Origin of the sequence: uncultured Porphyromonas sp., assembly GCF_915070105.1 — a bacterium.
GTDB lineage: Bacteria > Bacteroidota > Bacteroidia > Bacteroidales > Porphyromonadaceae > Porphyromonas.
This window is the reverse complement of record NZ_CAJZFJ010000021.1, coordinates 1-12,829: the sequence shown is the minus strand read 5'-3', so window position 1 is coordinate 12,829 and position 12,829 is coordinate 1. Positions and strand designations below refer to the sequence as shown.

The 12,829-nt window shown below is 55.4% G+C and carries 7 protein-coding genes; 2 read left to right on the top strand and 5 right to left on the bottom strand.

Annotated elements, in window-relative coordinates; translation table 11 throughout:
* Nucleotides 1-31: 31 nt before the first annotated feature.
* From QZ554_RS03525 to QZ554_RS03515, 3 genes are read right to left on the bottom strand one after another with little or no spacing between them, the layout of a single operon-like run.
* Nucleotides 32-1,615 carry a PepSY domain-containing protein gene (locus QZ554_RS03525; protein ID WP_297194442.1) on the bottom strand — a complete coding sequence of 528 codons (1,584 nt, stop codon included), beginning with the start codon at nucleotides 1,613-1,615 and terminating at the stop codon, nucleotides 32-34.
* Nucleotides 1,602-2,765, bottom strand: coding sequence for a 1-acyl-sn-glycerol-3-phosphate acyltransferase (locus QZ554_RS03520; protein WP_297194440.1), 1,164 nt, complete (start codon nucleotides 2,763-2,765; stop codon nucleotides 1,602-1,604). The genes QZ554_RS03525 and QZ554_RS03520 overlap by 14 nt, the downstream gene beginning before the upstream one ends.
* Before the next feature lie 14 nt (nucleotides 2,766-2,779).
* A complete protein-coding gene (locus QZ554_RS03515; RefSeq protein ID WP_297194438.1) occupies nucleotides 2,780-3,775 on the bottom strand; it encodes a D-alanine--D-alanine ligase in 996 nt (331 codons plus the stop codon).
* A gap of 678 nt (nucleotides 3,776-4,453) precedes the next feature.
* Here QZ554_RS03515 and uvrA point away from each other — a divergent pair.
* Together uvrA and QZ554_RS03505 are read left to right on the top strand one after the other, a co-directional pair.
* Nucleotides 4,454-7,312 (top strand): excinuclease ABC subunit UvrA, encoded by a 2,859-nt coding sequence (gene uvrA / locus QZ554_RS03510; RefSeq protein WP_297194436.1) that lies wholly within the window; start codon nucleotides 4,454-4,456, stop codon nucleotides 7,310-7,312.
* 37 nt (nucleotides 7,313-7,349) lie between these two features.
* Nucleotides 7,350-8,756, top strand: a complete 1,407-nt coding sequence (locus QZ554_RS03505; protein WP_297194434.1) for an SWIM zinc finger family protein — start codon at nucleotides 7,350-7,352, stop codon at nucleotides 8,754-8,756.
* Nucleotides 8,757-9,064: 308 nt separating this feature from the next.
* Here QZ554_RS03505 and asnS read toward each other — a convergent pair whose 3' ends face one another.
* A complete protein-coding gene (gene asnS, locus QZ554_RS03500; RefSeq protein WP_297194432.1) occupies nucleotides 9,065-10,462 on the bottom strand; it encodes an asparagine--tRNA ligase in 1,398 nt (465 codons plus the stop codon).
* A gap of 30 nt (nucleotides 10,463-10,492) precedes the next feature.
* Nucleotides 10,493-11,725 carry a pseudouridine synthase gene (locus QZ554_RS03495; protein ID WP_297194430.1) on the bottom strand — a complete coding sequence of 411 codons (1,233 nt, stop codon included), beginning with the start codon at nucleotides 11,723-11,725 and terminating at the stop codon, nucleotides 10,493-10,495.
* Between the last annotated feature and the right edge of the window lie 1,104 nt (nucleotides 11,726-12,829).

Below are 12,829 nucleotides of genomic sequence, written 5' to 3'. Positions count from 1 at the left end.
GAAAAGTAATGGGAGGGGGCTGTGCTACCGACTAGGAGGTAGCTTCGCTGGAGGAGGGAGGTTGCTCGGCCTTGCGCTTGCGCCGACGGGAGCGTAGCCCCGTGACGAGGACAATGATCGAGGCTAGGCCAAGGATGAAGATAAAGAGGTCCGTTCCCCACTTACCCAAGAAGGGCTTGTAGAGGCGACCTGCATGGAGCTCCAGCGCAGCCTGCCAGAGAGAATAAGGCATAGCATTCAGTTCGCTAGGCTGGGGAGTGAAGGCCGTCTGCTGGGCTCTGTCCTCACCCTTATCCGTACGCCTTACCGCACCCTTGTCGTAGAGGAAGACGAGATCATGCTCGGCATCCTCCCCTGCGACGAGCCCAGAGACAGCGTAGGTACCTACGGGTCGCCCCATCTTCACCTCACGGATCACCTCGTGGGTGAAGTAATTGCGGACGGCATCAGGATGTCCGGGGCGCACCTCGAAGAGTCCCGTAAATGATCCCATGAGCCAAGAGCCGTCAGGTCGCTGGGCAAAGGCATTGATCCCCATCGGACTGATCTGTGGCTGGTAGATCCACTTCTCGGGCTTGGCAGTGAGGGAAGAGAGGGTGAAGAAGCCTTCACTCGTAGAGAGCAGCCACGAGCCGTTCACCTCGTCATATCGGATGGCTCTAAGGCGATCAAACCAAGGATTATCGCTATAGAGTGGGCTGAAGCTATTGGGGCGAGCCTCCGTGAAGATGAGGGGAAGCATCATAGGAGGACGTAGTAGCCAGCCCGTGGCGAAGACGAAGAGCACGACGTAGAAGAGCTTAGTGCCTAGCCTCTTATGTAGCTTGAAATGGAAGGAGAGCTTACGCGAGAGACGTTGCTTGGCCTCAGAGGCCTTCTTCGTGCCTCGCTTGTTCTTCTTCCCCATCAGCCTATGACTATACAGAGAGTAGAAGATCCCCGTCAGACACAGCACCATCACCAGCAGACCGATGAAGTCCACTATGAGGCGACCTGCTAGACCGAAGTACTCTCCACTATGTAGTGCCCATACGATCTGGAAGAGCAGAATGCGCCCAGTATATCCATCGGGCTTGCCCAGCTCGTAGGTCGTCCATTCGGGGCTAGATAGGGAGCGTGTATAGAGGAGTGAACGGCTCAGGAGCAGTACACTATCCCCACGGATCTGCAGGTCAGCTAGGCGCCCTTGTACGGAGGAGGGCATAGGCTGCTGCTCCCATCGCTCCCCCGAGCTATGGAGCCTATAGAGGCGATACTGCGAGGCTACCCAGATCCGCCCCTCTCGGTCTCGTGCCATCGACATGATCTTAGCTTCGTCCCCACCCTTGACGAAGCCCTCATCGAGGAGTACCGCAGGTGCCGACAGAGCACTATCGGTACGCCAGACCCCGACCCCACCATAGATATAGGCAAGGCTATCAGAGCGCAAGACCCCTCGGACAGCACCATTATTCCAGTGGTCGAAGCGGTAGCCCTTCGGGAGCAGAGCACGGGGGACATCCACCTGTTGCAACAGGTCACGATGATTGAGGATAACCCCAGAGAGGGAGGCTAGGAAGAGGAGGAAACAAAGGGGGATGCCTAGGTACTTGTGTAGCTTCTTAGCTCGGATCATAGGCTCTTAGCTTGTTGTACACAGGGTTGGCATACATCGTTAGAAGTGCCTTACGGAGGAAAGGCTCATCGGGGGCAAGGCCTTCGGGCAAACGTATGAGCGCAATACGGGTATCGATGTAGCGAAGAGCCTCGGCACGTTCGTCGGGCGTATAGTGCTGGCTGAGGGAGGTCTCGCCCCGTAGCTCATCGGCAGCTACATAGTTGATTGGATAGAGGGCATAGCCCCGATGGATCTCCCGATCCAGTACAGCCGCTAGGCTGGCATAACGGGCTTGATCCCCCTCAGGCAAGTCTATCCCCACGAGGAGCTCTGAGAGGGGTCGCCCGATGTGGAAGGAGACACGTCCCTTCCAGCCAAAGACTCCCGTCTTCATATTTATGCCATCATCCTCGGGGCTCTTCTTGAAGCCCTCGACATCCCGCTTGAGCTGCATCTCCTGCGCCTTGAGATAGTCACAGGGGTCATACTCATAGCTGCAGGTCACGGGGACGATATTCAGGGGCGTAAGTGCAGCTACCGCCTCTCGCTGTCCCGAGCCTAGACTGAGCATCTTCAGCAGAGCAGGCTGTGTCTCATCGGAGGAGTCCTTGGCACGTCCTTCACGCTGTGCGATCCACAGGCTCTTCCCTTCGCCCACTGCCTCGTGCATGTATTCGGAGAGGAGCTTGGCAGCGAGTAGAACCTCCCGACCCTGGAGGTTACGACGCACGAGGAAGCTACCATTGAGCTTGACGAGGGTCTCTACCCAAGGATAGATCATGAGGTTATCCCCGATAGCGATCTCGGGGAAGTGCGCCCCAGCATCGACGAGGAGTACGTTGAGGAAGGCCGAGTCGAGGATGATATCTCTATGGTTGGAGATATAGGTGTAGGCACCAGCCTGCGAGATATGCTCCGTGCCGGTGAGCTCGACAGAGCGACAGCAGTGCTCCATGATGTGCTTGACCCAATGGTAGCTAACCCGACTCTTGAAGTCCTCGACACTGTGGCAGGTCTTGAGCACCGCCATCAGTTCGTCCCAGCTAGCACTTAGCCCGAGTCCCTCGTAGACCTCACGTAGGGGAGCTAGCGAGGTGATCTGAGCGATAGCAGTAGGTACCTCCTCTGGGGTCAGGGGGCGAATGCTCTTATACTTATCGGTATCCATAGTGATCGTAGTAATTAAGCCTGAGGTAGGCGTTCACGAATAATAGAGGTGAGCACCTGGGGCATGGTGAGCCCAGCAGCTGCTACCTGCTGAGGGATGAAGCTCGTAGGCGTCATACCTGGGGTCGTATTGACCTCCAGAAGCGTGGGTAGGCCATCTGCCTCGATGATATAGTCTACACGTATGATCCCCCGAGCATCTATGTGGCGGTAGATCTCCGAGGTCAGCTGCTGGATGAGCGTCGTAGCTTCGGGGGATATGCGTGCGGGGGTAATCTCCTCGACTGCGCCGTTGTACTTGGCATCGAAGTCAAAGAAAGCCCCCTTGGGGACAACCTCCGTCACGGGCAGAGGATGAAAGGCTCCCCCAGCCTCATAGCACCCGCAGGTGACCTCCACGCCAGCGATGAACCGCTCGAGGAGTACTTCGTCACACTCGGTGAAGGCCTCACGGATAGCCCGCTCCAGCTCTGCCTCTGTATCCACCCGAGAGGTAGCCACACTCGACCCTCCCGCATTGGGCTTGGCGAAGAGAGGGAGCCCAAGACGCTCCACGAGCTCATGCGACGAGGGCTGTGGCATATCCTGGCGCAGACGTACCGAGTCCGCTACCCGCAGATGAGGGAAGGAGGCGAGGTAACGATTGCAGTGATACTTACTGAAGGTCAGCGCCTCGGTCAGTACGCCCCCCGTATTGTAGGGCACACCGACTAGATCAAGGTAGCCCTGCAGAAGCCCATTCTCCCCAGGGGTACCGTGCACCGTGATGAAGGCATAATCAAAGCGTATCTGCCCCGTAGGACTGAGGAAGCTAAAGTCGTCCTTATTCACTGGGATAGGCTCGCTCCCCTCCCCTAGGTGGACGAACCAGCCCTCTCGCTCCACAACGACTAAGTAAGGAGAGAAAGCACTGCGATCGATCCAAGAGAGGATACCAGAAGCACTGCGTAGAGATACGGAATATTCACCCGAATATCCTCCTGCTACGACAGCTATGTTGGGTAAGTTCATACTAGAATTGCTATAAGAAATGTCATCGGAGACTATCCGATTCAGGAACAAATGTACCCCTTTTCCCCGGTAACTACCCCATACGAGGACTCGAGCAGGGCACAAAGGGCTCACTCCCCCAGTGTGCCGTCACCCGCCCAACCAGAGCGCACCCAGCTCATCATCCGCTCTATGGGACGATTGCCCTAAGGCTCTCGGCAAGCGTGAGGGGCGGGCGTAGGTAGAAGGGGGCAAACATACTCCCCAAGGAGAGGAGAGGGCAGGCGCACGATCGCCTCTATCATGCCCCCTTGGGGTACTTTGAGAGAAACTATTCCCGTCGAGGGAGCCTCAGCTATCCCTGACTGCAGCGTCAGCCGTTAGCCCCTAGAGAGCGATATACGAGAGCGCTACAGAGGACATACCGAGAGCGCTACAGTATACACGTGTGTACACAGTTGTGTACACGTGGGTATACAGTTGTGTACACACGTGTATACAGACCCCTCCTAGATAGCAGGTATATGTCTGGTCATCCGACACCCAGAGTACAGATGTCGCTATCTGCGGGCTATGCTCCTCGAGCTCTTTGCCCTCAGTCACTAGTGACCTCATGCCTCAGCCCTACCTAAGATAGGCGCAGGATGGGCTTTTATTCGTATTTTTGTATGTACTATGCTTTATATTTTGGCAAGCTAGATGCAAGACTTAGAGATCAAGGGTGCCCGAGTGCACAATCTGAAGAACGTAGACGCCCATATACCGAGGTATTCCCTGACCGTCTTTACTGGACTGAGTGGTAGCGGGAAGTCTTCGCTCGCCTTCGACACAATCTACGCCGAGGGCCAGCGGAGGTATATCGAGACATTCAGCTCGTATGCCCGTGGCTTCCTAGGCGGGGGGATGGAGCGTCCTGACGTGGAGCAGATAGATGGACTAGGCCCTGTGATCTCGATCGAGCAGAAGACCACCAACAAGAATCCCCGCTCCACAGTGGGGACGGTGACCGAGATCTACGACTTCTTCCGCCTACTCTATGCCCGTGCAGGTCAGGCTGTGTCCTACCTGACAGGTGCGCCGATGGTGCGCTACACCGAGGAGCAAATCCTCGAGCTACTCCTAGCTCGCTTCTCGGGGAAGAAAGTCCTGCTACTAGCCCCCGTCGTCAAGCAACGTAAGGGGCACTACAAGGAGCTCTTCGAGCAGCTACGCAAGAAGAGCTTCCTCAACGTCCGTGTCGATGGTGAGCTCAGAGAGATCACCTACGGGATGAAGCTAGACCGCTACAAGCTCCACAGCGTAGAGGTACAGACCGACAAGCTCACCATCTCGGAGAAGAACCGCGAGCGTCTGATGACCAGTCTACGCCTCACCCTCAAGGAGGGCGATGGTGTGATGATGCTCCAGGAGCTGGAGACGGGCGACATCTCCTACTTCAGCCGCCACCTCATGGATCCCGAGACGGGGCTATCCTATGGCGAACCCGCTCCACACAACTTCTCCTTCAACTCCCCCAACGGTAGCTGCCCACGATGCAAAGGCCTCGGCGAGGTACGTGTCATCGACCTCGAGAGCATCGTCCCTGATAAGAGCAAGAGCATCTACCAAGGGGGAATACTTCCACTAGGGAAGTACCGCCGTCAGCTCGTCTTCGCACAGATCGAGGCTCTGTGTGCCAAGTATGAAGTATCCATCAAGGATCCCATCAAGAGCCTCCCCGAGGACCTCATCAAGGAGATCCTCGAGGGCAGTGAGGAGGACATCACCCTCACGGACGAGCGATTCCCCGACCTACGTGGTATCCCCCTCTCCTACGATGGCCTGGGGGCTTACCTAATGAGTAGTCAGGACCAAGAGGAGGACAGTGAGCAGAGCCAGCGTTGGCTCCTGCAGTTCACCAAGCCTCAGGTCTGCCCCGAATGCTCAGGCTGGCGACTGAATAAAGAGGCTCTACACTACCTCATCGCAGGCAAGAACATCGGTGAGGTCGCCTCTATGGAACTCACCCAGCTGATGCAGTGGGTCGAGCAGGTCGAGCACGAGCTCAGTCCCCAGCAGCAGATCATCGCCTCCGAGATACTCAAGGAGATACGCACCCGCCTCTCCTTCCTCCTAGATGTCGGGCTGGGCTACCTATCCATGAACCGTATGTCCGCCTCGCTCTCCGGGGGAGAGAGCCAGCGTATCCGCCTAGCCACCCAGATCGGTACCCAGCTCGTAGAGGTACTCTATATCCTAGACGAGCCTAGTATCGGCCTCCACCAGCGAGACAACCTACGGCTCATCCACTCCCTGCAGAAGCTCCGCGACCTAGGCAATACCGTGATCGTAGTAGAGCATGACAAGGACATGATGCTGCAGGCTGACCACATCATCGACCTAGGCCCCAAGGCAGGACGACTCGGCGGTCAAGTCGTCTTTGCTGGCACACCGAACGAGATGATGCAGGCAGGCACACTCACCTCTCGCTATATCAGCGGTGAGCAGCAGATAGAGGTACCCACTGCTCGGCGCCCCCTCTCCGATCGTGTCCTCCGCCTCAGAGGTACTCAGGGGAATAACCTCAAGGGGATCGACGTGTCCTTCCCCCTAGGTACACTCATCTGTGTCGCTGGTGTCTCGGGTAGCGGGAAGAGTACTCTGATCAACGAGACCCTCTACCCGATCCTGAGCCAGCACCTCTATGCCTCGCTGAAGGAACCACTACCCTACCAAGAGATCGAAGGGCTCGACCTCATAGACAAGGTCGTAGCCGTAGACCAGTCCCCCATCGGACGTACCCCTAGGAGCAACCCTGCGACCTACACGGGAGTATTCACCGACATCCGCAACCTATTCGTCGGGCTACCCGAGAGCAAAATGCGTGGCTACAAGCCTGGGCGCTTCTCCTTCAATGTATCGGGAGGACGCTGTGAGACTTGCTCTGGCAATGGATACAAGACCATCGCTATGAACTTCCTGCCCGACGTACTTGCCCCCTGCGAAGTCTGTCACGGCCGTCGCTACAATAGAGAGACCCTCGAGGTGCGCTTCAAGGGTAAGTCCATCGCAGACGTCCTCGATATGACGATCAACATGGCCGTAGAGTTCTTCGCCAACGTCCCACACATCCTCAAGAAACTACAAGTGCTGCAGGAGGTAGGCCTAGGATATATTAAGCTAGGTCAGTCCTCCACGACCCTCTCTGGTGGTGAAAGCCAGCGCATCAAGCTCGCCTCCGAGCTTGCCAAGCGAGACACAGGCAAGACCGTCTATATCCTCGATGAGCCTACCACAGGGCTACACTTCGAGGACATACGTGTCCTGCTCGGCATCCTCAATCGTCTCGTCGATCGGGGAAACACCGTCATCATCATAGAGCACAACCTAGATGTACTCAAGAGCGCAGACTACATCATTGAGATCGGACCCGACGGTGGCAAGAAGGGGGGCAGGCTCCTCTACGAAGGGACGCCAGAGGGACTAGTACACGTCCAGGATAGTCCTACCGCTCCATTCCTCAAGGAGGAGCTCACACCACCGACCAAGCTAACCGCCAGGAGACAACAACAACGATAACCCACACACTACATACACTACAAACACCAACACGCAAATGAAATTAGGTAATCGACTATCAAACAAGATCTGCCCAGAGCATATGACGGTCGAAGAGTGGCAGGTGGCTCTTCGCCGTGAGAATGCTCGAGAGAGCAACTTCCAAGTCGAACACTTGGATAAGAACCGCATCTGGGGGGATTATCTTGTCAGTAGCGCTACAGGACGCTACAAGGTAGCCTTTCGTGGGGTGCAGAGTGATCGCAACTTCTGCTCCTGCCTAGACTTCCGTACCAACGGGCTAGGCACCTGTAAGCACCTGGAGGCCGTCACCCTCCACCTCCAGGATCATGTACCAGGATACCCTTGGGCAGGTCTCAGCTACTCAGCTGAATATACATCTATCTATGTCAGCTACAAGGGAGGGCGTAGCATCCGTGTACGTATCGGTACAGCCTATCAGGCCGAGTACCAGCGTCTACTCTATCAGTACTTCGACGAGGATGGGATCCTTCCCCTAGAGCAGTATGTACACCTAGACCATATATGCAGGCAGGCTCAGGCGATCTCATCCACCTTCCGTTGCTATGACGATGTCCATGAGTTTGTCCTAGAGTGTCTCAGGGAGCAGCAGTGGCGAGCAGAGCTCAAGGCCACCTATCCCGAGGAGGCGATCCCGTGGAATAAGCATACGCTGGTCGAGCCCTTTGAGGTCGTCGAGCGACTACTCTATGATCTCTGCTTTCAGGGCTTTGGCTTCATCGTGGGGCTCAAGCACCCCTTCTATATGCATCTCATCGCCCGCCTCGTAGAGGAGGTTTATCAGGGTGAGGAGCAGCGTGAGAAGGGCTACATCATCGTAGGGAATGAGACAGATGTCCTCGTTTGGCAAGCCATCCTATTCCAGTACAGCGAGTATGTCCACCTCCCCGTACAGGTGATGTCGCAGGAGCAGTTTGTCAAGATCCAAATTCCTCAGGGCACTCGTGCCTCCTTCGTCTATGTCAATGATGCAGACTGCCTCAAGGAATGGAAGAACCCTGTCTCCCTAGCTCTGAAGAAGCTCGAGGTGAAGCACCTCTATATGCACGTCGAGACACTGGAACACCTGACGCCAGTACAGCTCTCTTCGATCCTACAGCATATCAATCCCTTTGTCATCGGCCCATTCTACAAGTTCATCCATGCTTATCGTCCACTCTTCCCTCTAGCAGAGGATGCCGAGCGTCTACCTGCCGAGATGAAGCCCTTCACCTTCTTCGCCACCCAGCGCATACACTTGGCCAAGGCACTGCCAACCAGTGGCGATGAGCAGGCGATACGTATCCTACCCGTTAATGATGAGCATACGCCCGAGAACAAGGTCAATAGACTCCTCGGGCTCCTCTCCGATGTACTTGAGGATCCCGATGCTACCCTCCTACTACGCACTCAGATCCTATCCTTGCTACAGGTAGATAAGTAGCCTCCATCCCCTTATACAATAAGGGATATACACCCTAATGGCAAGGTGGTCATCTCCTTATTCGGAGATGACCACCTTGTCCATTATTTAATAGTATAGTACGAGGTATACGTCATCCTTTGCCTAAGCTCTTCTAGGAACTAGCTGCACCAAGACCACCATTTCTCCGATTGGATAGCACCCATATAGCCGCTCCAGAGATAGCCCTCCCGACCCTAACACCTAAAGAAAAGTAAGCCCTCGGTGATCACTGGATCACCGAGGGCTTATATACTCACTATGAGTGTATAGTCTAAGACTATCTCAGACTAAAACTCTGCGTTACGTGGCGTACGTGGGAAGGGAATCACGTCACGTATGTTGGTCATACCCGTGACAAATAGTAGTAGACGCTCGAAGCCGAGTCCAAAGCCCGAGTGAGGAGCTGTCCCATAGCGACGAGAGTCCAGATACCACCAGATGTCCTTCTCGGGGACACCCATCTCCTGAGCACGCTTGGTGAGCTTCTCGAGGTCAGCTTCACGCTCCGAACCACCGATGATCTCCCCGATCTTGGGGAAGAGGACATCCATACCACGGACGGTACGACCATCGTCGTTGAGCTTCATGTAGAAGCTCTTGATCTCCTTCGGGTAGTCCGTCACGATGACTGGACGCTGGAAGTGCTCCTCAACGAGGTAACGCTCATGCTCGCTGGCAAGGTCTGCCCCCCAATAGATGGGGAACTCGAACTTGCGCCCAGCCTTCACCGCAGCCTCGAGGATCTCGATCCCCTCCGTATAGGTCATACGCTTGAAGGGCTTCTCTAGCACGAAGTGTAGGCGATCAATGAGCTCTGCATCGAAGTGCTCGGCGAGGAACGTCAAGTCCTCTAGGCAATGATCCAGTGCCCACTGCACGCAGTACTTGATGAATTCCTCTGCGAGGTCCATATTCTCCTCGATCTCGAGGAAGGCCACCTCTGGCTCGATCATCCAGAACTCAGCTAGGTGACGAGGCGTATTGGAGTTCTCTGCACGGAAGGTAGGCCCAAACGTGTAGATCCCACCTAAGGCTAGAGCAGCCATCTCACCCTCCAGCTGACCGGAGACCGTGAGGGAGGTATGACGTGCGAAGAAGTCCTCACGGTAGTCTATCGCACCATCCTCCGTACGAGGGAGGTTGTCTAGGTCGAGTGTCGTGACCTGGAACATCTGGCCTGCACCCTCTGCATCACTAGCTGTGATGAGGGGTGTATGCACGTAGAAGTAACCACGCTCATGGAAGAAAGTGTGGATCGCCATCGCCATGTGGTGGCGCATACGATAGACCGCCCCGAAGGTATTCGTGCGAGGACGTAGGTGTGCGATCTCACGTAGGAACTCCAGCGAGTGTCCCTTCTTCTGTAGCGGGTAGGTCGCAGGATCAGCCGTACCGAGCACCTCGATCTCGTGTGCCTGGATCTCTACCGACTGTCCCTGCCCCTGAGAGGCGACCAACTCCCCTACGACACTCAGGCTTGCACCTGTGGTGATCTTAGCTAGGAGATCGGAATCAAACTTCTCTAGGTCTGCGACGATCTGTATGTTATGAATGACCGAGCCATCATTGAGTGCGATGAAGCTAACAGCCTTGTTACCTCGGCGGGTACGTACCCAGCCCTTTACGTTTACGGTCTGTCCGATGAGTTCACCACGGAGTAGCTCGATGATTCTTGTTCGTTTCATAGATACAAACTTAGTATATATATGTAGTGACTATTCGAAGGCGCCCATACGTAGGTTGTTCACCTCCTGCTCGGTGAGGTAGCGCCAGCGACCCCGCCCGAGGTTCTTCTTCGTGAGCCCGGCGAAGTACACACGGTCCAGCTTGTGGACATGGTAGCCGAGGTGCTCGAAGATACGGCGGACGATACGATTACGCCCAGAGTGGATCTCGATACCCACCTGGCTCAGATCCTCCTCGCTGACGTAGCTGATCGCATCGGCATGGATCTCCCCATCCTCCAGCTCTATGCCCTCGGCGATACGTTGCATATCCTCGATAGCTACGGGCTTGTCGAGCCATACATGATAGATCTTCTTCTTCATGTAGGAGGGATGAGTAAGCTTACTGGAGAGGTCTCCATCGTTGGTGATGAGGATGACCCCAGTGGTATTACGGTCTAGGCGACCGACGGGGTAAATACGCTCCTCACAAGCACCCTTGACGAGGTCCATCACGGTCCTACGGCACTCGGGGTCGTCGGAGGTCGTGACGCAGTTCTTGGGCTTGTTGAGTAAGATATAGATCTTGCTCTGGCAGGAGACACGCTGACCCTTGTAGACGACTTCATCAAGCCGTGTCACACGGGAGCCAAGCTCTGTGACGACCTGTCCATTGACGGTGATTTCACCAGCTGCGATGAGTAGGTCGGCCTCACGGCGAGAGCAAACCCCTGCATTGGCAAGGAACTTATTGAGACGTAGATCCTGTGATGGATCTACTACCTCCTCGTACTTAACAGGAGGTGGTGGGACGAAGGCACGAGGCTTCTTGCCTCCACCCTTACCCTTCTTGTTTGGGGCTCCCTTAATGGGCTTCCTACCCTTCTTCGGGCCAGAATATGGGTTGCCACCTTGGTTCGAGCGAGGCCTTTCGGAGCGGTTGTACTGATGGCCGTAGTTGCCACTCGTACGCTCGGCTTGGTAGCGTTCGTCGTACTGTGAGCGTTCACTCGAGGGGGTGTGTCCACGATAGTTAGATGAGCTGTGGCTGTCGTAGGCATGTTCGGACCGTGGACTCCGAGGGGTGCTGTAGCTAGGATTTGGAGCTGGGTCGTCAGAGACGATATAGACACGCTTACGGCGTGGATGAGCCGTCGAGCCATGCGAAGTAGCTTGTGTCCCTTCAGTAGAAGCGGTGGGGATGCGACGAGTGCGTACACGACGGACGGCCATATCCTCCGAATTCTGCTCTGGTCGAGGAAGAAAGTCTTTGTCTTCTGCCATGTTCTGGGTTTGTGTTTAATACTTACTTAAGTCGAGTGTTGAGGACAACCTCTCGGTTCCCCTCTGGCCTATAGCACCTGCACACAGTGGGTGGCTCCTCATGCCTCCCCGATCCTAGTTAAGTCATTAGGGGGGATAGAGGGTGTGCCCCTGCTATGCACATATCGCCTTTCAGCACCAGCAAAGATAAGAATAATCTTTATACCATTCGTATAGAGTATCTAGGGGAATACCTAGGGATGGAGAGGTGGGAGAGGGTCTCTGTGTGTACCCTTCGCCCGCACTCTACTTTCCTGGGCTCTACTGAGGCATGAGTTCTTCCCCTAGAGCGCCCTCGCTCACCCTGAGAGCGCTTGGACACTAGGCTCAAGGGACGACCATGCGAGAGGCCCACAGAGGAGATACTTAGATCGCTGTTGTGTACACGTGGGTACACAATAGTGTACACGCGTGTACACTATTGTATACACGCGTGTATACTTTTCCCTCCTAGGTAATAGGGATATGTCCGCTAAGCATACATCTAGGGTACAGCTACTTCTGCATTCGGTCTATACCCCTCGGCGACTTCGTGCTTACCCTCCAGCGAATTCATGGATCTGCCCTAGGGAAGGAGGTGCAAAATAGCTAACCTTAGCTCAGCCACCATCTCGCCGGGGAGACTGCTTCAGCATGTACACGTACGAGCATGACAGGCACATATAGGGAGGGTGAGGGGCATACCGAGTGGGATGTGGTGAAGAGGCCGAGGGTGAGGGACGGGGATACCGAGTGAGGAGGCAAAGGGTATACCGAGTGGGGTATAACGAGGAAACCGAACACGAGAGACGAGTATACCGAGCAGGAGGCAAAGGGTATACCGAGTGGGGTGTGACGAGGAAACCGAACACGAGAGACGAGTATACCGAGCAAGAGGCAAAGGGGATACTGAGTGGAATGTGGCGAAGAGACCGAGGGCGAGAGACGGGTATACCGAGTAAGGAGGCAACGGGTATACCAAGTGGAATGTGGCGAAGAGACCGAGGACGAGGAGATGCCCCAACAAAAAAATGCCCTCGTCACCTAGGTAAGGCGACGAGGGCGAACTTTATTTGTCCTCGACTT